This is a genomic window from Novosphingobium sp. ERW19, from assembly GCF_012641315.1.
In the GTDB taxonomy this organism is placed as follows: Bacteria; Pseudomonadota; Alphaproteobacteria; order Sphingomonadales; family Sphingomonadaceae; genus Novosphingobium.
In genome coordinates this window covers 69040-89875 of record NZ_JABAIC010000006.1, presented here as the reverse complement: position 1 = coordinate 89875, position 20836 = coordinate 69040, and the positions used below count along the sequence as shown (strand labels likewise).

Genomic DNA, 20836 nt, shown 5'->3' with positions numbered 1-20836 from the left:
GGTGACCTGTCAGATCAGGTTGCGGAATTCCTCGACGACCTGGCGATAGACGCGCTTCTTGAACGGCACGATCAGTTCCGGAACCTGCTCGGGCTCGACCCAGCGCCACGCCTCGAACTCGGCATGTTCATGGGCATTGAGGTCGATGTCGGTGTCTTCGCCCGAAAAGCGCATCAGCAGCCACTTCTGGCGCTGGCCGCGGAACTTGCCGCCCCACATCTTGCCCATCAGGAAATCGGGCAGGTCATAGAGCAGTTCGTCGCGCGTTTCGGCGATGATGGTCACGAGGTGGGAGGCGACGCCGGTCTCCTCCTGCAACTCGCGCAGGGCCGCGGCGTGGAGGTCCTCGCCATCGTCGATCCCGCCCTGCGGCATCTGCCAGGCGTCCATTTCCTTGTTGTCGATCCGCTTGCCCACGAACACGCGCCCGGCGCTGTTCACAAGCATGACACCGACGCAGGGACGGTAGGGAAGCCCGGCAAATTCGTCGTTCATTTCAACCTTTCCAATAGCAGCCGAACCGCCTTGAAGATCGACTGCATGTCGGCCTGCGCGCTCGGGATCGCCTTGCGTACCTGCGTAAACCCGTGGATCGTCCCTTTCATTTCAAGAAAGACGACTTCTGCTCCAGACCGGATGAGTTCCGCGCCATAGACCCGCCCGCTGTCGCGAATCGGATCGAGGCCTGCCGTCACTAGCACCGTCGGCGGCGTGGTCGAGTGCTCGCCATAGATCGGATAGGCGCGCTTGTGGCCGGTGACGGCCTGGTAGGCGTTGGCGAACCAGTTCATCGAGTCCGACGTCAGCAGGAAGCCTTCGGCGAAATCGAGGAACGACTGGTGATCGGGCTTGTCGTCGGACAGGGGGTAGATCGGCACCTGCATGATCACAGGAACCGCAGCGGGGCTTTCGACCAGCGCCTGCGTGACGACGATCGTGAGATTGCCGCCCGCACTGTCGCCCATCGGGATAAGGCCGGTGATCTCGCGCCCCAGTGTGGCCGAGTTCGCGGCGATCCAGCGCGCTGCCGCCTCGCAATCGTCGGGTGCGGCAGGGAAGGGGTGTTCGGGCGCGAGGCGATAGTCCACCGCGATCACCGGCAGATCGAGTTCTGCCGCGATTTCGGTGCACAGGCTGTGGTGGCTGTCGAGATCGCCGATTACGAAGCCGCCGCCGTGGAAGAACACCACCGCAGGCCCTGCCTCGCGCGTTTCGCGCAGGTCATAAAGGCGCAGCGGAATGTCACCTGCCGGGCCGGGGCAGGTCAGGTCGCGGATCACGGCAAGTTCGCGCGGATCGGCTTCGGCGAGTTGACCCATCGCAATGTAACTGGCGCGCGCAGCCTCCAGACCCATCTGGCTCATCGGCGGGGCATCGGTGCTGTTGAGGAAGCCCAGGAAGGCTTGAACGTCGGGGCGCACGTAGTGGGTTTTCTGATCGGTCATGACAGTTCCTCGTCCCGCAAACAGGATTCGTTATAAACACCGTGGTAAGTTGGCTTTTGCAACTTGACTGGCAAGCGGGATCGGAATCAAGAGCGCAGGAGGATTTTTCGCCCTGCGCAGATTTTCTTCTTTGCGAACGGAACACGAGGGGCATAGGCGCGTGTCAGCACTGGGTGAAACTCCCGGGCGCAGCAGAGGACGATATGGCTACACTAGTTGATGGACCGGACGCGCTGACGGGCGGCAAGGAATCGCCGACCCCCGAAGCGGTGGTCGTGCGCTTCGCCGGTGACTCGGGCGACGGCATGCAGCTGACCGGCGGTCAGTTCACCCTTTCCACGGCGCTGGCGGGCAACGATCTTGCCACTTTCCCGGACTTCCCGGCGGAAATCCGCGCGCCGCAAGGCACGCTGTTCGGCGTCTCTGCCTTCCAGATCAACTTCGGCTCGACCGAGATCGACACTGCGGGCGACCAGCCCGACGTGCTCGTGGCGATGAACCCGGCGGCGCTGAAGACCAACGTCGGCGCATTGAAGGCCGGTGGCCTCATCATTGCCGACACCGGCGAGTTCAACAAGCGCAACCTCGAGAAGGCGAAGTACGAGGTCAATCCGCTCGAGGACGGCAGCCTCGAGAAGTGGCAGCTGCTGGCGTTCGACATCTCGGCGCTGACGCTCGAGGCGGTGAAGCCCTTCGGCCTTGGCAACAAGGAAGCGCTGCGCTGCAAGAACATGTGGACACTGGGCCTTGCCCTGTGGATGTTCGATCGTGACCGTCAGCCGCTGGTCGACTGGCTGAACGCGAAGTTCGCAAAGAACCCGGTGCTGGCGCAGGCCAACATCGCCGCTTTGAACGCGGGCCATGCCTATGGCGAAACCGCCGAACTGGCAGGGCCGCTCAAGCAGTACCACATCGCTCCGGTCGAGAGCGAACCGGGCCTCTACCGCACCGTCACCGGTGCCGAAGCGATCAGCCTCGGCCTCGTTGCGGGCGCGCAGCTGGCCGATCTGCACATGTTCTTCGGCGGCTATCCGATCACCCCGGCTTCCGCGATCCTGCACAACCTTGCCCGGCTCAAGGAATATGGCGTCACCACCTTCCAGGCGGAAGACGAAATCGCCGCAATCGCCTCGGCCATCGGCGCAAGCTATGCGGGCCAATTGGGCGTGACCTCGTCGTCGGGTCCCGGCATCGCGCTGAAGGGCGAGGCAATGGGCCTTGCCATCATGACCGAGCTGCCGTTGGTCATCGTCAACTCGCAGCGCGGCGGCCCGTCCACGGGCCTGCCGACCAAGACCGAGCAGTCGGACCTTTACCAGGCGGTCTATGGCCGCAACGGCGACGCGCCGATGCCGGTGATCGCCGCGCGCAGCGCGTCGGACTGCTTCGAAGTCGCCATCGAGGCCTGCCGCATCGCGGTGGAATACATGACCCCGGTCATGCTCCTGACCGATGGCTACATCGCCAATGCGGCCGAGCCGTGGAAGGTGCCGGATCCGGAAAGCTTCAAGCCGTTCCCGGTGACGTTCCTCGAAGCGAAGAACGGCCCCAACGGCGAACTGCTGCCTTTCGCGCGCGATGAAAAGGGCGCGCGTCCGTGGATCAAGCCCGGCACTCCTGGCCTGATGCACCGCATCGGCGGCATCGAGAAGAACCCCGGCACCGGCAATATCGACTACAGCCCGGCAAGCCACCAGATCATGACCGATGCGCGCCGCGCCAAGGTCGATGGCGTTGCGAACTCGATTCCCTTGCAGGAAGTCAACCACGGCGAGACCTCGGGCAAGCTCGTGGTCGTCGGCTGGGGCAGCACTTATGGCCCGATCTATCAGGCCGTGCGCCGCGCCCGCCGCAAGGGCCTCGATGTCAGCCACGTCCACGTCCGCCACATCTGGCCGATGCCGTCGAACCTCGGCGATCTGCTGCGCGGCTATGACAAGGTGCTGGTGCCCGAGATGAACACCGGCCAGTTCAAGACCGTGCTGCGCGACCAGTTCCTGATCGACGCCCAGCCGCTCAACAAGACCAGTGGCCAGCCCTTCACCATCGCGGAAATCGAAGCCGCGATCGAAGCTGCGCTCGTACAGAATTGAGTTTTTATGGACGAAGTGAAGGCGCGCCAGATGATTGCACAGTTTGCTGCAGAACATCTTGAGCAGATGAAGGGCGTCGATTGGGCTTCGTTCTCGCGGCACCTGAAGGACCGGTTTCCAAGAACCGGGGGCGAAACCTTCGGGTGCGAGGAAGACGGCCAGTATTTTGACGTTGGAGACAATGTCGCTTGGGTCGCTGAGGTGGATGGGGACATCCTGCTAACGGCGTTCGCAGCGACACAGTTGAACGGGCAAGAAATCAAGGATGCCCGCTCGATAGTTATTCAGCGTCCTTGAATGGGATAGATCCATGAACGAGATGACCAAGATCGCGGTCCAGACCACGCTCAAGGACTGGGAAACCGACCAGGAAGTGCGCTGGTGCCCGGGTTGCGGCGACTACGCGATCCTCAAGGCGGTGCAGCGCACCCTGCCGGAAATCGGCGCCGATCCTTCGAACACCGTGTTCGTTTCGGGCATCGGCTGCTCGAGCCGCTTCCCGTACTATGTGGAAAGCTATGGCTTCCACACGATCCACGGTCGCGCACCCGCCTTTGCCACCGGCATCAAGCTCGCCAACCCGGACCTCGACGTCTGGCTGGTGACGGGCGATGGCGATGGCATGTCGATCGGCGGCAACCACACGATGCACATCCTGCGTCGCAACGTGGACGTGCAGATCCTGCTGTTCAACAATGAGATCTACGGCCTGACCAAGGGCCAGTTCTCGCCGACCAGCCGCGAAGGCACCAATTCGCCGACTTCGCCGCTGGGCTCGGTTGACCGTCCCGCGCTGCCTTGCGCCTTTGCGCTGGGGTCGGGCGCTCGCTTCATCGCGCGGGCCTATGACGTGTCGAAGAACCTGCCCGGCGTGCTCAAGGCGGCCCATGCCCACAAGGGCGCGGCCTTTGTCGAGATCTTCCAGAACTGCATCGTCTACAACAAGGACCGCTTCGACGACTTCGTCGCCAAGGGCGTGGCCGACCAGAACCAGCTGTGGCTGACCGATGGCGAGCCGATGCTGTTCGGTTCGGAAAAGTCGGGCGGCGTGAAGGGCATCGCGCTCGACATGGAGACGCTGACGCTCAAGGTCGTCGATGTTGTCGATGGCGATTGGCAGGCGGCGGGCGTGATCGTCCACAACGTCAAGAACCGCGCGCTGGCGCACATGCTGGTGGAAATGCCGTTCGGCCCGTTCCCGATGGCGCTGGGCGTGATCTACGACGATGCCCGTCCGTCCTATGAAGACGTGCTGCTCGGCCAGGACGAACAGGCCCGCAAGGGCAAGGACGCCAACCTCGCCAAGCTGCTCGGCAAGGGCCAGACCTGGACGGTCAGCGGAACGGCTGCCGATCCGGTTTGAGGAGCCAATATTGGACGTGGGCGCTTGATCCGATTTTCTTACGCAAAGACGCAAAGACGCGAAGATGTCGCGGCTTGAGGAGATCGAGGCGCTCGCCCGCATAGCGGTTGATTGTGGATTCCAGTTGCACCGGGACATCGGCCCGGGGCTTCTGGAGTCCGTTTATGAAGCTCTTTTGTTTGCCGCCCTGACCGACCGAGGTTTGAAAGTGGTGCGGCAGGTCTCTGTTCCGATTACCTATAAAGGCGTTGTCGTCGACAACGCATTCAAGGCCGATCTGATCATTGAGGGCACCTTGTTGCTCGAACTGAAATCCACTGAGAGAGCGGCGGCCGTTCATGGCAAGCAGGTGCTGACCTACCTGCGCTTGCTAGACCTGCCTCTCGGCCTACTGATGAACTTCGGACAAGCTACCTTCAAGGACGGCCTCCAGCGCATCGTGAACAATCACAGATGACCCATCCTCCGGACGCAACATCTTCGCGTCTTTGCGGCTTTGCGTGAGACATAATCATGGACAACCTGACGCATAGCCTTGCCGGGTGGGCGCTGGCTGAGACCGGCCTTAAGCGCCGGACGCGCAAAGGTCTGGCAGCGCTGGTGCTGGCGGCGAACATGCCGGATATCGACGTGTTCTTCGGCTGGGCGCCGTGGGCACCGCTCGCCATGCATCGCGGGTTCACGCATGGGCTGGTCGGTGGCGTGGTGCTGATGCCGCCGTTTCTCGCTGCGCTGCTGTGGTTGCTCGATCGCTGGGAGGTCTCGCGCGGGAAGATCGCAGCAGACGCGCCACCGCTGCGCTTCGGTTGGCTGGTGCTGCTGAGCTACTTAGGCGCTATCACCCATCCGCTGCTCGATCTGCAGAACGTCTACGCAATCCAGTTGTTCTCGCCGATGAGCGAAGAATGGTTCCACACCGACGGCCTGTTCATCGTGTCGCCGTGGCTGCTGGCGATGCTGGGCGGTGGGATCTGGCTGGCGCGACGTCGAGAGCGGGGCGGGCAGGCGCTCCTCGCCCTTGCTGCAGGCGCCGTGTTCATCGGCGCGAACATGGGCATTTCGGCGATGGCCTGCCAAGCACTCCTCAGAAGCGAGCCCTATCCGCAGCCCGACCGCGTCTTTGCCTCGCCCGCGCCCTTGCGCTTCTGGAAGCGCGACATGATCTGGCGAGAGAACGGTGTGATCTCTTTCGGCCATTATGATCCGTTGCAGGGTGCACTGCGTGTGACCGGGCAGGGGGCAAGCGTGCCCGACAACATGGCATTACCGCTGGTCCAGCAGGCAGCCCGCGCCACGCCCGACGCGGTCAAGTTCCTTGCCTGGTCGCAGATGCCGGTCGCAAGGGTCAAGACGCAGGGGTGTCAGGCCACGGTCACGTTTGCCGATGCCCGTTTCACGGGTCCGGCTATGGCGCGGAATTTCAACACGGTGGTCAACCTGCCTGCCTGTTAGGGGTCGGGCGTCAGCGTCTCCAGCACGTCGTCGGCCTGTTCTGCCACGGCCTTGGCGGGCTTGTGCAGCAGCGCCGAGGCGAGGAACGCCCAGCCCGCTCCGCCAAGCCACCCCGCTGCAACGTCGGTCGGGAAGTGGACGCCGAGCCAGACGCGGCTGACGGCGATGGCGATGCTCAAGACCATGGCGCTGATGATCAGGGTCCAGCGCACCGAACGGCGCGGGCTCATGGCGGCAAAGGCCAGAGCGATGGCGATGTAGACGACCGCCGAATTGAAGCTGTGGCCGCTGGGGAAGCTCTGCCCGCCAGCCTCGGTCAGGTGCGGCACGATCATCGGGCGGGGGCGGCCGACCGCCAGCTTGACCAGCGAGTTGACGATCCATCCGCCAATGACGGTCGCGGTCAGCAGCACTGCCTCGCGCTTCAGACGCAGGAACAGCAGCGCGGCGAGCACGCCGATCAGGATGAGGTTGCGCAGCAGGACTCCGCCGAGCGCCGTCAGATCGCGCACCGCCTCGAGCAGCCATTGCGGACCGGCGGGCACCAGGTCCGCCCCGCGTCTCCAGAACAGCAGGCCAGCGCTGTCCATTGCCTCACCGCGTCCGGTCATGATCAGCAGGACGACCATCATGAACCCGGCCCAGCACACCGCCGCCGCGATGAGGGCGTGGCGGGGCGAAATCCGCCAGCTTCGCGCCCTTTGGGGCAGGTTTCGTTCGGGGGAGGGTTCGATCATCGGTTGCTAGGAACGAGACATGGGCAAACGTTGTTCCCGCACAACGGTTTGCCATGGGTTGCAAACGTGAAGGAAAGGGAACTGGTGCCATCCTCGACGCAGGCCGAGCCGTCAATCGTCTGGCTCAGGCGCGATCTTCGTCTGGCCGATCAGGCTGCGCTTCTGGCAGCCGCCGAGGCCGGGCCGGTTATCCCGGTATATGTGCTCGATGACGAGACGCCCAGGCACTGCCGCATGGGTGGTGCCTCGCGCTGGTGGCTGCATCACAGCCTTGCCAGCCTGGATGCCAGCTTACGCAAGCGGGGCTCGCGACTGATCCTGCGGCGAGGCAAGGTGCAAGAGGAACTGGCGGCTGTGCGCCGCGAAACCGGGGCGCGGGTCGTCCATGCGTTGCACCACTACGAGCCGTGGTGGCGCAATGCGGAGAAGGCCGTAGCCAAGGCCATGCAACTTGTCCTGCACGATGGGAACTACCTCGCCCCTGCTGGTGCAGTGAAGACAGGAAGCGGCGCGCCGTACAAGATTTTCACGCCGTTCTGGCACGCGCTGAAGGAGCAGATGCCGCCTGCTCATCCGACTGAAGCGCCGCAGAAGCTGGAGGCGCCGGAGCATTGGCCCACGAGCGACAAACTCGATGATTGGAAGCTGCTGCCAACCGCGCCGGATTGGGCAGGCGGGTTTCGCGAGGAATGGACCCCCGGGGAAGAGGGCGCGCGCAAACGTCTTGAAGTCTTCGCCGACCGCGCCGCACGCTACGACGAATGCCGCAATCTGCCTTCGATCGAAGGAACGTCACGCCTTTCCCCACATCTGCACTTTGGCGAGATATCCCCGGCGACGGTGTGGCAGTGGGTCGCCGACGCTGGCGGATCGGTCGACGTGTTCCTGAGCGAGCTTGGCTGGCGCGATTATGCCCAGAACGTGATCGTGCAGTTCCCGGAATATGGTTCGAAAAACGCGCGCGAAGCCTATGATCGGCTGAAGTGGCGTGACGATCCCGAGGGGCTGGCAGCATGGCAGCAGGGCCGCACCGGCTATCCCATCGTCGATGCCGGGATGCGCGAACTGTGGCGCACCGGGTGGATGCACAACCGCGTGCGCATGATCGCGGCGAGCTTTCTGGTGAAGCACCTGCTGATCGACTGGCGCGAAGGCGAGCGCTGGTTCTGGGACACGCTGGTCGATGCCGACTACGGTTCGAACGCGGTCAACTGGCAATGGACCGCGGGCACCGGGGTAGATTCGAACATGTTCGTGCGGATCATGGCGCCGCTCACGCAATCGCCGAAGTTCGATGCTGCGGGCTATATCCGCAAGTGGGTGCCCGAGCTTGCCAGGCTTTCCGACGCGGAGATCCACGATCCGAAGGTTCCACCAAAGGGCTATCCCAAAATGATCGTCCCCCACGCCGAAGCGCGGGCGCGGGCTTTGGCGGCACATGATGCAATGAAGGCGCATGGCTGACCTTGCGCGTTACGCTGCGGAGCCGCATATCCCGCCCATGACTGCACAGACGCCATCGAGGGGACGGCATCTGGTGGCCGGGGGCTGGAACATGTCTGCCGTCGGCCGCTGGTTTGCACTCCTGTTTGCCGGACCGTTCGAGCGCGTTGTCGAAAGGATCGACCGCGGTCTGGTTCTTGGCACGATCCACGCTACCTTGCCGGATGGCAGCCAGCGAACTGTCGGCGGGCGGGGCGAGGGGCCGGTGGCCCGCATCAACCTCCACAGCTGGAATGCGCTTGTGCGGCTGGCCACGGCAGGCTCGATCGGCTGGTATGAAGCCTGGGTCGAAGGCGAATGGGACAGCCCCGATCCGGTGCCGATCTTCGATCTGTTCATGCGCAACGCGGCCACCTTGGGCGACGTCGGCCGCGCCAAAGGCCCGTGGCGGATAGCGGGCAGGGCGCTCAATTTTCTGCGCAAGAATTCGCGAGCGCAGGCACGGCGGAACATCGCCGCGCACTACGATCTCGGCAACGATTTCTACCGCCAGTGGCTCGACGCAACGATGAGTTATTCCAGCGCCTTGTGGGACGGCATTTCAGCTGACGCACCGCTGGCCGAGGCGCAGGCGAACAAGGTTGACCGGCTGGGCGCCAGGCTGGCGCTCAAACCCGGCAGCGAAGTGCTCGAGATTGGTTGCGGCTGGGGTTTTCTCGCGAGGCGGCTGGCCGAGACGACCGGAGCGCGGGTGACCGGCATCAGCCTTTCCGACGAACAGCTGGAATGGGCGCGCGATGCCTTGGCGTCGTCGGGGCTGGGCGGGATCGAGTACCGCCACCAAGATTATCGCGATGTCGATGGCACGTTCGACGCGATCGCCAGCGTCGAGATGGTCGAGGCGGTGGGGCGTGAATACTGGCCGTCCTACTTCGATTGCCTTGCCCGCTGCCTGAAGCCCGGCGGGCGGGCGGCGCTGCAGTACATCACCATCCGTGACGACCTGTTCGATGCCTATGCCGCCAGTGCAGACTTCATCCAGGCCTATGTCTTCCCCGGCGGCCTGCTGATCAGCGAGCGCGAGTTCGCGCGACTGGCGCAGGAACGCGGGCTGACGTGGCAGGATCGCGAGGACTTCGGGCTCGACTACGCGCGCACATTGAAGCTGTGGCGCGAGGCACTAGACCTCGCTGTGGTCGATGGAAGATTGCCTGCCGGGTTCGACGAGCGTTTCGTCAACCTCTGGCGATATTACCTCATGTATTGCGAAGGCGGGTTCCGCGGCGGCGGGATCAACGTCAGCCAGGTGACGCTGGTAAAGCGATGAGCGTCAGGGGCGGCGGAACACGCCGTCACCGCGATAGCGGGCGAGGATGTTGTCGTGGACGATGGGGCTGAGCAGGTTGGCAAAGGCGCAGCCGACGCGGCCGGAATCCCACCACACAACCTCGGCCTGCAGCGCTTCCATGCCGGGCAGGGTCAGCCAGCAGCGATTGCCGGTGTGCATGCGTTGCAGCGCATTGGCGCAGAAACCGCCGAGCGATAGATCGAGTACGACGGTCTGGAAGCCCTTGCCGCCGGACGGCCTGAGTGTTGCCGGAATATTGACACGTTGGCGGGGCGCGCTGCGATCCTCGAGCGCGGCCTGCCCATAGATGTTTGTATTCCAATCCGTCGTCGTCATGCCGGGCGACCTCGACCCATTGCGTTTGCGGCCTGCCGACGGGTCGGCAAACCTTTGCAAAGAATCGCGCGGCAACGTTAATTAGGCGCTATCAGTTCTGGTTAACGCGGATGCGGTGCGGACTGGCAAATTGTTCACCAAGAAGCGTAACGATGCGTTCAGCAACGACTTCCGGAGCCTTGACCGTCTGCGGGTCTTCGCCGGGGTAGGCGCGGGCGCGCATCTTGGTGCGGGTTGCGCCCGGATCGACCACGGCAACCCGGATCGAGGCGGTGTTGCGCACTTCCTGCCCATAGCAGTTGAGCAGGTTATCGAACGCTGCCTTGGTAGCACCGTAGGCACCCCAGTAGGCACGCGGGGTGGCGCCGACGCTGCTCGTCACGCCGATGACGCGGGCGTCCTGGCTCTTGCGCAGCATGCCGTCGAAGCCGGCGAGAAGCGCCTGCGTTGCCAGCACGTTGAGCGTCAGTGCCTGGTTGAACTCGCGCGCATCGATCTGCCAGACCGGGGTAAGCGTCGGCAGGACGGCAGCGTTGATCACCAGGATGTCGAGCGCCTTCCAGCGGCCAGAGATCGCCGTGGCAAGACGGGCGATGCTGTCAGCTTCGGAGAGATCGACCGGAGCAATCGTGGCGCTGCCACCTGCTTCGAAGATTTCCTCTTCGATCTTTTCGAGGTCCTTGGCGTTGCGCGCCACCAGAACGACGTGCGCTCCGGCAGCGGCAAGTGCCTTGGCCGTGGCCGCGCCAATGCCGCGGCTGGCGCCGGTGACCAGCGCGACCTGACCCGCAAGGCTCATCTTACGCGACCTTTCCGACCGGCAGCGAAAGCTGGTCGGGGCTGTCACGATCGGCAAGATCGGTCAGCCGCGTGGGATATTCGCCGGTGAAGCAGGCGTCGCAATACTGCGGGCACGACTTCTTGCGCTCGGCCTCGCCCACGGCGCGGTAAAGGCCGTCGATCGAGACGAAAGCGAGGCTGTCGGCGTGGATGAACTCGGCCATGGCGGCAACGTCCATGCGCGCGGCGAGCAGCTTCGAGCGTTCGGGCGTGTCGACGCCGTAGAAGCACGAATGCTCGGTCGGCGGGCTGGCAATGCGCATGTGGACTTCGGCAGCGCCGGCATCACGCATCATCTGCACGATCTTGAGGCTGGTGGTGCCGCGCACGATCGAATCGTCGATCAGCACGATGCGCTTGCCGGCGACGAGCGCGCGGTTGGCGTTGTGCTTGCGCTTCACGTCAGCGTTGCGCGCGCCGTCCGAGGGCTGGATGAAGGTGCGGCCGACGTAATGCGAGCGGATGATGCCCAGTTCGAACGGAATGCCGGACTGCTGGGCGTAACCGAGCGCGGCAGGAACGCCGCTGTCTGGCACCGGGATGACGAGGTCGGCGTCGGCCGGGCTTTCCATCGCCAGCTGCGCGCCGATGGCCTTGCGCACCTGATAGACCGAGCTGCCACCCATGACCGAGTCCGGGCGGCTGAAATAGACGTGCTCGAAGATGCAGGGGCGGGCGTTGGGCGTGCCGAAGGGGCGGTGGGTGCTGAGATTGCCGTCGAGATCGACCTGGATCAGTTCACCCGGCTCCACTTCGCGCACGAAGTCGGCGCCGACGACGTCGAGCGCGACGGTTTCGCTGGCGAAGACCACCGCGTCACCGAGCTTGCCCATGACGAGCGGGCGGATGCCGAGTGGATCGCGGCAGGCGATCATGCCCTGCGGCGTCATGCAGATCAGCGAATAGGCGCCCTCGATCAGGCGCAGCGCATCGACGAAGCGATCGAGCAGAGTGGGGTAGCGGCTCGTCGCGACGAGGTGGATGATCACCTCGGTATCCGACGTCGACTGGAAGATCGCGCCCTTGCGGACGAGATCGCGCTTGAGGAACATCGCGTTGGAAATGTTGCCGTTGTGCGCGATCGAGAAGCCGCCGGAGGCAAGATCGGCAAAGAGCGGCTGCACGTTGCGCAGGCCCGCGCCGCCGGTGGTCGAATAGCGGACGTGGCCCGAGGCCATCATGCCCGGCAGTTCGGCGATGGCCGATCCGGTCGAGAAGTTTGCCGCGACGTGGCCGATGCCCTTGCGCGAATAGAACTCCCGCCCGTCGAAGCTGGTGATGCCGACAGCTTCCTGCCCGCGGTGCTGCAGGGCATGGAGACCGAGCGCGACTGTCGCCGCCGCGTCACGAACGCCGAGTACGCCGAAGATGCCGCACTCCTCGCGCAGCTTGTCGTCATCGGCGCCGACGTCCCACGGCGTTGCATCGAGAAATTCGTGATCTGTGGTCATGGGTCCCATGGACTCGCGTGGGCGCGTGCGCGCCGGCCGGTTTCTGGCGCCCAAATGGCGACGTTTGCGTGCCTTGGCAAGGGCAAGGTTCGCCGGAGTGGTGGTTCCGGTGGGGAACCGCGAGTCTTCTGGCGCGTAGTTGGGGCCACGAACCGCAGCGGATGGAGATTTCAGGTGAATATGGTCAGGATCATCCTGCTTGCTCTGGTCGCGCTGTTCGTGACCGCCGGGACGCTGTCGTACCTGCTCGGCGTCGTCCTGCGCTGATTGCGGGATTCGATGATATTGCCTGCGACGCACTGCAAAAAATTAACCAGAATGCTGCAATTACGGACCCATGCGCCTCGCACGTTCCCTTGCTGGTCCGGTCAGTACAGCCATCGCCTACTTCGCGCTGGCCTTTGGCGCGGTGGCGTTCGGCCGGTTTACGGGCGGGGTTGCCATGGTGTGGATCGCCAGTGCCTTGCTGGCTGGGCGGCTGATCCATCTGCCGGTCAGGCTATGGCCGCGCTGGCTCATCCCGTGCGGTCTCGTAAGCGCCATTGCGACCGGCTACTTCGGGCTGGGCTGGGCATCCGCTGTGCCCATGGCGCTGATCAACATGGCCGAGGCAGCGGCAGTGGCGCTCGTCTGGCGACGCATTACCGAGGCGTTCTGGCCGCACGACATCCTCGAATGGGTGACCTCGTTCTACCTCGGCATCGGCCTGACCATACCGCTCGTAACCGGGGGCATGGCTTCGTTGGTTACCTGGCTGGGGCTGGGACGGCCGCCGATCGAGAACTTCACGCACTGGATCATCGGCCACGCCCTGGGGCTGGTCGCATGTCTGCCGGTGTTCCACTATATCTATCACCGCCTCGGGCGCGGGCAGAGCTTCCTGCCATCGGCGCGGCAGTTGCCATTGGCGACGCTGGTGTTCGGTACCTTCTTGCTACTCACCGGCCTGGTCTTCAGCCTCGACATGCGGGCGCTGCTGGTCTTCCCGCTGGTGTTCCTGATGATCTCGTCGGCATTGGCGCCGGCGGCGATTACCACGCTGATGCCCCTTCTCCTGATCGGGATGGGCGGCGCGATGACGATCCTGGGGCACGGCCCGATTGCCGGGATGGACGTCGAATTCGGCGATCGCATCCAGTTCTTCCAGCTCTACGTCGGCGTGAGCGTTCTGGCGGCCCTCCCGCTCTCGTGCGAGCGCCATCGCCGGATCATCGAGATGCAGGAGATGCAGACGCGCATCGCCGAACTGGAACGGACCAGAGGCGTGTTCTGAAAGGCGCTTGGGCATACCGATTGCCGAAGACATTGCCGTTTGCCGCGCTCCAGCCTACATCCGCAACCGTCTCCGGCATTCCGGCGGCCTATTCCTGTCTGAGGACTTCTGCTTGATCCTGTCGCCATTCGAATGGACCATCGCCAAGCGCTACATGCTGCCGGGGCGGGGTGAGGCTTTCATCGCGCTTGTTGCCGGCATCAGCCTCGTCGCGGTGATGCTCGGCGTAGCCGCGCTGGTCATCGTGATGAGCGTGATGAACGGCTTCCGCGCCGAATTGCTCGACAAGATTGTGGGGCTGAACGGCCATGCGATCATCCAGGCCTATGGCGGGCGGCTCGATGACTGGCAGGACATTCTCAAGAAGGTCGAAGCAACGCCCGGCGTGACGCACGCCTCGCCGCTGATCGAGCAGCCGCTGCTGGCCAGCTTCAACGGCCGGGTCGAGGCCATCCTCGTTCGCGGCAACACTGCGGGTGACATCAAGCGGCTGGAGGACAAGCGCGTCGACGGGGTGATCGCCTCGCTGCGGCCAGGTTCGGGCAATGTCGCAATCGGCTCGCGCCTTGCCCAGAACCTCGGTGCGCGAGTGGGCGACAGCATCACGATCATCAATCCGCAAGGGCGCTCTACACCGTTCGGGACGGTCCCGCGCGAGATTGCCTACACCGTATCCGCCATCTTCGAAGTGGGCATCTACGACTACGATAATGCCTATGTCGTCATGCCCATCGCCGATGCCCAGACCCTGCTGTTGACCGGCGATTCCATCGGCATGATCGAGGTGACGACGACCAACGCGGACACCGTGTCCCAGACCTTGGCTCCCGTTGCCAAGAGCCTCGATGGCATTGCCGTCGTCACCGACTGGAAGACGATCAACGCCAGCCTATTCGAGGCGCTGGCGGTGGAGCGCGTGGCGATGTTCATCGTGCTGTCGATCATCGTGCTGGTGGCGGTGTTCAACATCCTCTCGTCGCTGATCATGCTGGTGCGCGCCAAGACCCGCGACATCGCGATCCTGCGGACGATGGGCGCGACGCGGAAGAGCCTGCTCAAGATCTTCGTGACGATCGGCTTTGTGATCGGCGCGCTGGGCACGCTGTCCGGCCTGCTGCTCGGCTTCGTGTTCCTGTTCTTCCGCCAGCCGATCGTGAATGCGATCCAGTGGCTTACGGGTCAGAACCTGTGGGACCCGTCGATCCGCTTTCTGACGGAACTGCCCAGCCGGTCCGACCCGGTCGAGATCGCCACGATCTCTTTGATGGCGCTGCTGTTCTCGTTCCTTGCCACGCTTTATCCCGCGCTGAAGGCTGCCAGCACGGACCCGGTTCAGGTGCTGCGTTATGAGTGATCCAGTCGTCAGATTGAAGGACCTGCGCCGTTCGTTCAGCCAGGGCGGCGTGACCATCGACGTCCTGCGCGGGGTGAACCTCGATATCCGCCCCGGCGAGATCGTCGCGCTGCTGGGGCCTTCTGGCTCGGGCAAGTCGACGATGCTGCAGGCGATCGGCTTGCTGGAAGGCGGGTTTTCGGGGCTGATCGAGATTGCCGGGACCAATGCCTCGCAGCTTTCAGGCGATGACCGCACGGCGCTGCGCCGTGATCACCTTGGCTTCGTCTACCAGTTCCACCACTTGCTGCCCGATTTCAACGCCACCGAGAACGTGGTCCTGCCGCAGATGGTGGCGGGCAGGACCCGTGCCGAAGCCGAAACCCGCGCAACCGAACTGCTCACGGCCTTGGGGCTGGCCAAGCGTCTCGATCACCGGCCCAGCCAGCTTTCGGGCGGCGAGCAGCAGCGCGTGGCGGTGGCGCGTGCGCTGGCTAACCGGCCCGAACTGGTGCTGGCCGACGAGCCGACCGGCAACCTTGACGAGGCTACCGCCGATCGCGTGCTGGAGGAGTTCCTCAAGCTGGTGCGCGGCGAGGGCAGCGCAGCGCTGATCGCCACGCACAACGAGCGTCTCGCCATGCGCATGGACAGGGTGGTGCGCCTGCACGAAGGCGTGCTCGAATAGGGATACAACGTCTCCTTCGCGCGTTTTTGGCGTGAAGAAGGAGATCGTATCTCATGAACACCACGATCCGCGCCGAAGCCGCAGATGCGGCCGCATTCTGGAATGACCACGCCGTTGTCCTGCGCCGGGAGGCCGCCGATGGCGTGTTCCACGGCTTTGCCTCGCTGCACGCCGGAACCTTTGCCGACATGGTGCGCATGGTCGCGCGCATGTCCGAAAGCGAGCGGGTGAACCTGGTCATCGAGAAATCCGGCGACCGGCAGTATTCGCCTGCCGAGATTCAGGCCCTCGCACACCGCATCGATTTTCCCGCCTGATTTGCCGTTGATCCGCTCCCCTTGTCGTGCGAACCATTTGCACGACAAGGGGAGAATACATGTCCAGTCTTGATTGGAATGCCGAAGCGACGCTGCACGAACGCAATGATGCCGGCTCGGAAATGCAGTACAATTTCAGCGTCCTCAAGAAGGCGCCCTTGCGCGAACTGGTAGCGGAAGTGGCCGCGATGGATTCTTCGCAGCGCGCCCGGCTGGTAATTGACGTTGCTGGCGGCAAATCGCTCAACGTCGGCGAGATTCTTGAGCTGGCGGCAAGGGAGGGACTGGCATGAGCGGACCTGCGACCATCGCCGACTTCAAGGTGAAGAAGCCCAACGGCGAGATGCTCGACCTTTCCGACAAGCAGGGCAAGGTCCTGCTGGTGGTCAACACCGCGTCGAAGTGCGGCTTCACCCCGCAGTACGATGGCCTTGAGAAGCTATGGAAGGACTACGGCGACCAGGGCTTCGAGGTCCTGGCGTTCCCTTGCAACCAGTTCGGCGGGCAGGAGCCGGGCTCGGCGGACGAGATCGAGAGCTTCTGCAAGGTCAACTTCGGACTGAGCTTCCCGCTCATGGCCAAGATCGAGGTCAATGGAGACGGTGCCGACCCGCTCTATGACTGGCTGAAGAAGGAGGCCCCTGGCATCCTCGGCTCGAAGGCGATCAAGTGGAACTTCACCAAGTTCCTGATCGGCCGCGACGGCAAGGTCGTGCGGCGTTATGCGCCGACGGACAAGCCTGAGAGCATCGCGAAGGATATCGAGGCGTTGCTCTGATTCCTGTTTCGCGCAGAGGCGCAGAGGGGGCAGAGGGCGCAGAGAAGGTGACGGGCTTCGCCCGCGATGTCTCACGCAAAGCCGCAAAGACGCAAAGAGGTTGTGCGCGCCGCAGGCCTCCTTCGCCAATCGACTGAAGGCCAGCAAAACAAAGCGGCTTCGCCGCATGGCGCCATATCTTCGCGTCTTTGCGGCTTTGCGTGAGATATCCCTTTTTTCCCCGCGGCCTCTGCTTCCTCTGCGCCTCAGTGCGAACCATATTTCTTCCTTGCTATCAGAATTGGGGATGAGCGCCGCCAACCCCTCCTGAATCGCCATCCCAGATGTTATATCGGCTGGATGCCCCACGCCCCATTCGTTCCCTTACGCATCTTCTCGTCCTACACGATGCTCGACGGGGCGATCGATCCCAAGGCTATTGCCAAGACGGCGGCGGAGCGCGGGTTCGCGGCGGCGGCGATTACCGATCGCAACGGGCTCTATGGCAGCGTTGCCTATGCCAAGGCGTGCAAGGACATGGGCGTGCAGCCGGTCATCGGCACAATGCTCGCCGTGGCCCGGCCCGAGCGCGAGGGGGCTGCGACGGGGTTCGGGCCTGCGGCGCCGACGGTCGACTGGCTGGCGCTCTATGCGCAGGACGCGCGCGGCTATGACAACCTGTGCCATCTCGTCAGCCGCGCGCACCTTGACCGGCCGCTGGAGTTCGAGGCGCATGTCGTGCTGGCGGACCTTGTCGGGCACACCGATGGCCTGATCTGCCTGACCGCTGCGGGCGAGGGGGCGCTGGCGCGACTGCTGGCTGGGCAGCAGCAGAGTGCCGCCGAGGCCTATCTCGACCGTTTGCAAGAGCTGTTCCCCGAGCGGCTCTACATCGAGATCGCGCGGCGGAACGAGCCGGTGGAGGAGGCGTCCGAGGAGGCGCTGATCGATCTTGCCTATGCGCGCAACCTGCCGCTGGTGGCGACCAATCCCGCCTGCTTTGCCGAGCGCGGGTTCTATGACGCGCACGACGCGATGCTGTGCATCGCCAGTTCCACCCACGTTGACAGCGCCGACCGTCCGCGTTCGAGCAAGGAATGGTGGATCAAGCCTGCGCCGGTGATGGAGGAGCTGTTCAAGGACCTGCCGGAGGCCTTGGCGAACACGCTCGTCGTGGCGCAGCGCTGCGCGGTGATGCCGCCCAAGCGCAAGCCGATCCTGCCGAGCCTTGCCGGTGACCAGGAAGGCGAGGCGCGGATGTGTGCCGAAGACAGCCGCAAGGGCCTCGTCCTGCGGTTGCAACCCTATTACCCTGAAGTCGCCCACGCCGAACTGGAGCGCGTGCTGTGCCTAGGCCCCGATGCCGAGCCGGATGCCGCCGACTATCCGCAGCTCAACGTTGCCGGGGTGTGGGAGGAAGTCCTCGATTACCGCAAGCGGCTCGAGTTCGAGATCGCGATCATCAACCGCATGGGCTTTGGCGGCTACTTCCTGATCGTGGCCGACTTCATCAAGTGGGCCAAGGAGAACGACATTCCGGTGGGGCCGGGGCGCGGGTCCGGCGCAGGTTCGCTGGTCGCCTGGGCGCTGACGATTACCGACCTCGATCCGATCAAGCTGGGCCTGCTGTTCGAACGCTTCCTCAACCCGGAACGCGTCTCGATGCCGGACTTCGATATCGACTTCTGCGAAACCCGGCGCGGCGAGGTGATCCGCTATGTCCAGCGCAAGTACGGGCTGGACCACGTGGCGCAGATCATCACCTTCGGCAAGCTGAAGGCCCGCGCCGTGCTGCGTGATACCGGGCGCATCCTGCAGATGAGCTATGGGCAGACCGACCGGCTGTGCAAGATGGTGCCCAACCATCCGACCGATCCGTGGCCGCTGCCGCGTGCGCTGAACGGCGTGCTGGAACTCAAGCGCGAATATGACCGCGATCCCGAGGTCAAGCGCCTGATCGACCTTGCCATGCAGCTGGAAGGCCTGCCGCGCAACAGCTCCACCCACGCGGCGGGCGTGGTGATCGGTGACCGTCCGCTGGCGCAACTGGTGCCGCTCTACCGCGATCCGCGCTCGGACATGCCGGTCACGCAGTTCGACATGAAGCATGTGGAGGATGCGGGCCTCGTCAAGTTCGACTTCCTCGGCCTCAAGACGCTGTCGGTGCTGCGCAAGGCGGTGGACCTGATGGCCAAGCGCGGCATCAGCATCGACCTTTCGGCACTCGCCTGGGATGACGAGCAGACCTACAAGCTGCTGCAATCGGGCGATACCGTCGGCGTGTTCCAGCTGGAATCCGAAGGCATGCGGCGCACGCTGGCCGCGGTGAAGCCCACAAACTTCGGGGACATCATCGCGCTCGTCTCGCTCTACCGCCCCGGTCCGATGGACAACATCCCGCTGTTCGGACGGCGCAAGAATGGCCTCGAAAGCATCGAGTACCCGCACGAGAAGCTCGCCGGGATCCTAGCCGAGACCTACGGGATCTTCGTCTATCAGGAACAGGTCATGCAGGCCGCGCAGATCCTGGCGGGCTATTCGCTGGGCGACGCTGACCTTCTGCGCCGCGCGATGGGCAAGAAGGTTCAGGCGGAAATGGACGCGCAGCGCCAGCGCTTCGTCGATGGCTGCAAGACCGTGTCCGACATTCCGGCGGCCAAGGCCAACGAGCTGTTCGACTTGATCGACAAGTTCGCAGGCTACGGTTTCAACAAGTCCCACGCCGCGGCCTATGCATTGCTGGCGTACCAGACGGCGTGGCTGAAGACGCACTATCCGCACGAGTTCTATGCCGCCTCGATGTGTTTCGACATGCATCAGTCGGAAAAGCTCTCGGTCTTCGTCGACGACATGCGCCGCAATGGCGTGGCGCTGGCAGGTCCCGACATCAACCATTCCGAGGCCGAATTCACCGTCGAGCGGACGCAGGACGGCTTTGCCGTGCGCTATGCGCTGGCGGGCCTCAGGAACGTGGGCGAAAAGGCGATGGAGCAGATCGTCGAGGAGCGCGAGGCCAATGGCCCTTATGCCTCGCTTGATGACCTGTTCCGGCGCATTCCGGCGGGGTCGATGAACCGGCGGCAGTTGGAAGCGCTGGCGGCGGGCGGGGCGCTCGATTGCCTTGAGCCCAACCGCGCGCGAGTGATCGCCAATGCCGAATTGCTGATGGCGGTGGCGGACGAGGCGGCACGCTCGCGCACGTCGGGGCAGGGCGGTCTGTTCGGCGGGGATGACCACGCCACGCCCGCCACGCGCCTTGCCGAGACGAAGCCGTGGAGCCGGGCCGACCAGATGGCGGCGGAGCGGGAAAACTTCGGGTTCTACTTCGCCGCGCACCCGGTGGAGGAATATCGCGCGGTCGCCTCGGCCAATGGGGCGCGTTCCTATGGCAGCCTGATGACCAGCAGCGGCGAGCCGGGCGGGCGTTCCGGCGCGGTCATGGCGGCGCTGGTGGAGAACGTGCAGAAGCGCAAGACGAAGAAGGGCAAGGACTTCGTCATGGCCGACTTCTCCGACAGCTCCGGGCTTTTCTCGGCCTCGTGCTTCGAGGAATCGCTGGTCGAACCGTTTCAGCAGTGGGCGAAGGACGGGACCTGCGTGCTTCTCAATGTCGAGCTGGACCGGCCCAACCCCGATGAGCCGCCGCGCGTGACGGTGCGCGGGGCGCGACCGCTGGCTTCGGTGACGAGTTCGTCGCGGATGCTGCTCAAGCTGGAAGTGAGCAGGCCGGAGGCGGTTACCGAACTGGCCCTGCTGCTGCCGCGCGGGTCCGGGGCGACGGGCGAAGTGCTGGCGCGGCTGCGAACCGGCGGACCCAAGGAGCCGCTCGTCAGGCTCGGCAATGATTTTAAACTGGACAGCGACTTAATCGAGCGATTGATTCCGATCGAAGGACTCGCCAATGTCGCCCTGACCGCAAGACCGGAAAGGCATCTGCGGCTGGTCGAATAAGAACCGGAT

General features: G+C 64.2%; 20 protein-coding genes. 14 read left to right on the top strand and 6 right to left on the bottom strand.

The window, feature by feature from the left end:
- Positions 1-9: 9 nt before the first annotated feature.
- Together HGI46_RS13010 and HGI46_RS13005 are read right to left on the bottom strand one after the other, a co-directional pair.
- Entirely contained in the window at positions 10-495 is a 486-nt protein-coding gene (locus tag HGI46_RS13010; RefSeq protein ID WP_118073649.1) for an RNA pyrophosphohydrolase, read from the bottom strand.
- Positions 492-1445 carry an alpha/beta hydrolase gene (locus tag HGI46_RS13005; RefSeq protein ID WP_168904552.1) on the bottom strand — a complete coding sequence of 318 codons (954 nt, stop codon included), beginning with the start codon at positions 1443-1445 and terminating at the stop codon, positions 492-494. The genes HGI46_RS13010 and HGI46_RS13005 overlap by 4 nt, the downstream gene beginning before the upstream one ends.
- A gap of 203 nt (positions 1446-1648) precedes the next feature.
- On the opposite strand from HGI46_RS13005, the gene HGI46_RS13000 reads away from it, so the two are divergent.
- The 5 genes from HGI46_RS13000 (at position 1649) to HGI46_RS12980 (ending at position 6353) form a co-directional block, all read left to right on the top strand.
- Positions 1649-3538, top strand: coding sequence for a 2-oxoacid:acceptor oxidoreductase subunit alpha (locus tag HGI46_RS13000; protein WP_168904551.1), 1890 nt, complete (start codon positions 1649-1651; stop codon positions 3536-3538).
- Between the two features lie 6 nt (positions 3539-3544).
- On the top strand, positions 3545-3835 hold the full coding sequence (locus tag HGI46_RS12995) for a hypothetical protein (protein ID WP_168904550.1): 291 nt from the start codon (positions 3545-3547) through the stop codon (positions 3833-3835).
- A 13-nt stretch (positions 3836-3848) separates the two neighbouring features.
- Positions 3849-4901 (top strand): 2-oxoacid:ferredoxin oxidoreductase subunit beta, encoded by a 1053-nt coding sequence (locus tag HGI46_RS12990; protein WP_168904549.1) that lies wholly within the window; start codon positions 3849-3851, stop codon positions 4899-4901.
- Between the two features lie 64 nt (positions 4902-4965).
- Positions 4966-5358 carry a GxxExxY protein gene (locus tag HGI46_RS12985; protein WP_168904548.1) on the top strand — a complete coding sequence of 131 codons (393 nt, stop codon included), beginning with the start codon at positions 4966-4968 and terminating at the stop codon, positions 5356-5358.
- A gap of 56 nt (positions 5359-5414) precedes the next feature.
- A complete protein-coding gene (locus HGI46_RS12980) occupies positions 5415-6353 on the top strand; it encodes a metal-dependent hydrolase (protein ID WP_168904547.1) in 939 nt (312 codons plus the stop codon).
- On the opposite strand, the gene HGI46_RS12975 is transcribed toward HGI46_RS12980, so the two are convergent.
- On the bottom strand, positions 6350-7090 hold the full coding sequence (locus tag HGI46_RS12975) for a phosphatase PAP2 family protein (protein WP_168904546.1): 741 nt from the start codon (positions 7088-7090) through the stop codon (positions 6350-6352). The two genes, HGI46_RS12980 and HGI46_RS12975, sit on opposite strands and share 4 nt — an antisense overlap.
- Before the next feature lie 84 nt (positions 7091-7174).
- Here HGI46_RS12975 and HGI46_RS12970 point away from each other — a divergent pair, with 84 nt between their 5' ends.
- Together HGI46_RS12970 and HGI46_RS12965 are read left to right on the top strand one after the other, a co-directional pair.
- On the top strand, positions 7175-8554 hold the full coding sequence (locus HGI46_RS12970; protein WP_168904726.1) for a deoxyribodipyrimidine photo-lyase: 1380 nt from the start codon (positions 7175-7177) through the stop codon (positions 8552-8554).
- Positions 8555-8591: 37 nt separating this feature from the next.
- Positions 8592-9860, top strand: a complete 1269-nt coding sequence (locus tag HGI46_RS12965; RefSeq protein WP_168904725.1) for a cyclopropane-fatty-acyl-phospholipid synthase family protein — start codon at positions 8592-8594, stop codon at positions 9858-9860.
- Positions 9861-9863: 3 nt separating this feature from the next.
- On the opposite strand, the gene HGI46_RS12960 is transcribed toward HGI46_RS12965, so the two are convergent.
- The 3 genes from HGI46_RS12960 to purF form a co-directional block, all read right to left on the bottom strand.
- On the bottom strand, positions 9864-10217 hold the full coding sequence (locus HGI46_RS12960; RefSeq protein WP_118074737.1) for a PilZ domain-containing protein: 354 nt from the start codon (positions 10215-10217) through the stop codon (positions 9864-9866).
- A gap of 91 nt (positions 10218-10308) precedes the next feature.
- Positions 10309-11016: an SDR family NAD(P)-dependent oxidoreductase gene (locus HGI46_RS12955; RefSeq protein WP_168904545.1), complete on the bottom strand. Its 708-nt coding sequence runs from the start codon at positions 11014-11016 to the stop codon at positions 10309-10311.
- 1 nt (position 11017) lies between these two features.
- Positions 11018-12508: an amidophosphoribosyltransferase gene (purF, locus tag HGI46_RS12950; RefSeq protein ID WP_118073655.1), complete on the bottom strand. Its 1491-nt coding sequence runs from the start codon at positions 12506-12508 to the stop codon at positions 11018-11020.
- A 337-nt stretch (positions 12509-12845) separates the two neighbouring features.
- Here purF and HGI46_RS12945 point away from each other — a divergent pair, with 337 nt between their 5' ends.
- The 7 genes from HGI46_RS12945 to dnaE all read left to right on the top strand — a co-directional run bounded on the left by HGI46_RS12945 (position 12846) and on the right by dnaE (position 20827).
- Positions 12846-13781: an MASE1 domain-containing protein gene (locus HGI46_RS12945; RefSeq protein ID WP_168904544.1), complete on the top strand. Its 936-nt coding sequence runs from the start codon at positions 12846-12848 to the stop codon at positions 13779-13781.
- A 112-nt stretch (positions 13782-13893) separates the two neighbouring features.
- Positions 13894-15135 (top strand): lipoprotein-releasing ABC transporter permease subunit, encoded by a 1242-nt coding sequence (locus tag HGI46_RS12940; protein WP_168904543.1) that lies wholly within the window; start codon positions 13894-13896, stop codon positions 15133-15135.
- Positions 15128-15802, top strand: coding sequence for an ABC transporter ATP-binding protein (locus HGI46_RS12935; RefSeq protein WP_168904542.1), 675 nt, complete (start codon positions 15128-15130; stop codon positions 15800-15802). Before HGI46_RS12940 ends, HGI46_RS12935 begins: the two co-directional genes overlap by 8 nt.
- A gap of 53 nt (positions 15803-15855) precedes the next feature.
- Complete coding sequence (locus HGI46_RS12930) at positions 15856-16119, top strand: hypothetical protein (protein ID WP_118073658.1); 264 nt, start codon at positions 15856-15858, stop codon at positions 16117-16119.
- Between the two features lie 59 nt (positions 16120-16178).
- Positions 16179-16412 (top strand): hypothetical protein, encoded by a 234-nt coding sequence (locus tag HGI46_RS12925; protein WP_168904541.1) that lies wholly within the window; start codon positions 16179-16181, stop codon positions 16410-16412.
- On the top strand, positions 16409-16897 hold the full coding sequence (locus tag HGI46_RS12920; RefSeq protein ID WP_168904540.1) for a glutathione peroxidase: 489 nt from the start codon (positions 16409-16411) through the stop codon (positions 16895-16897). The genes HGI46_RS12925 and HGI46_RS12920 overlap by 4 nt, the downstream gene beginning before the upstream one ends.
- Before the next feature lie 339 nt (positions 16898-17236).
- Positions 17237-20827, top strand: coding sequence for a DNA polymerase III subunit alpha (dnaE, locus tag HGI46_RS12915; RefSeq protein WP_168904539.1), 3591 nt, complete (start codon positions 17237-17239; stop codon positions 20825-20827).
- The last annotated feature ends 9 nt before the right edge of the window (positions 20828-20836 follow it).

Excerpts from the sequence above, each read along its gene's own strand:
- HGI46_RS12985 (WP_168904548.1), top strand. The coding sequence starts at position 4,966 with ATGTCGCGGCTTGAGGAGATCGAGGCGCTCGCCCGCATAGCGGTTGAT.
- purF (WP_118073655.1), bottom strand. The coding sequence starts at position 12,508 with ATGACCACAGATCACGAATTTCTCGATGCAACGCCGTGGGACGTCGGC.
- HGI46_RS12980 (WP_168904547.1), top strand. The coding sequence starts at position 5,415 with ATGGACAACCTGACGCATAGCCTTGCCGGGTGGGCGCTGGCTGAGACC.
- HGI46_RS12930 (WP_118073658.1), top strand. The coding sequence starts at position 15,856 with ATGAACACCACGATCCGCGCCGAAGCCGCAGATGCGGCCGCATTCTGG.
- dnaE (WP_168904539.1), top strand. The coding sequence starts at position 17,237 with ATGCCCCACGCCCCATTCGTTCCCTTACGCATCTTCTCGTCCTACACG.
- HGI46_RS12935 (WP_168904542.1), top strand. The coding sequence starts at position 15,128 with ATGAGTGATCCAGTCGTCAGATTGAAGGACCTGCGCCGTTCGTTCAGC.
- HGI46_RS13000 (WP_168904551.1), top strand. The coding sequence starts at position 1,649 with ATGGCTACACTAGTTGATGGACCGGACGCGCTGACGGGCGGCAAGGAA.
- HGI46_RS13005 (WP_168904552.1), bottom strand. The coding sequence starts at position 1,445 with ATGACCGATCAGAAAACCCACTACGTGCGCCCCGACGTTCAAGCCTTC.
- HGI46_RS12975 (WP_168904546.1), bottom strand. The coding sequence starts at position 7,090 with ATGATCGAACCCTCCCCCGAACGAAACCTGCCCCAAAGGGCGCGAAGC.
- HGI46_RS12965 (WP_168904725.1), top strand. The coding sequence starts at position 8,592 with ATGACTGCACAGACGCCATCGAGGGGACGGCATCTGGTGGCCGGGGGC.
- HGI46_RS12920 (WP_168904540.1), top strand. The coding sequence starts at position 16,409 with ATGAGCGGACCTGCGACCATCGCCGACTTCAAGGTGAAGAAGCCCAAC.
- HGI46_RS12990 (WP_168904549.1), top strand. The coding sequence starts at position 3,849 with ATGAACGAGATGACCAAGATCGCGGTCCAGACCACGCTCAAGGACTGG.
- HGI46_RS12955 (WP_168904545.1), bottom strand. The coding sequence starts at position 11,016 with ATGAGCCTTGCGGGTCAGGTCGCGCTGGTCACCGGCGCCAGCCGCGGC.
- HGI46_RS12945 (WP_168904544.1), top strand. The coding sequence starts at position 12,846 with ATGCGCCTCGCACGTTCCCTTGCTGGTCCGGTCAGTACAGCCATCGCC.
- HGI46_RS12925 (WP_168904541.1), top strand. The coding sequence starts at position 16,179 with ATGTCCAGTCTTGATTGGAATGCCGAAGCGACGCTGCACGAACGCAAT.
- HGI46_RS12995 (WP_168904550.1), top strand. The coding sequence starts at position 3,545 with ATGGACGAAGTGAAGGCGCGCCAGATGATTGCACAGTTTGCTGCAGAA.
- HGI46_RS12960 (WP_118074737.1), bottom strand. The coding sequence starts at position 10,217 with ATGACGACGACGGATTGGAATACAAACATCTATGGGCAGGCCGCGCTC.
- HGI46_RS13010 (WP_118073649.1), bottom strand. The coding sequence starts at position 495 with ATGAACGACGAATTTGCCGGGCTTCCCTACCGTCCCTGCGTCGGTGTC.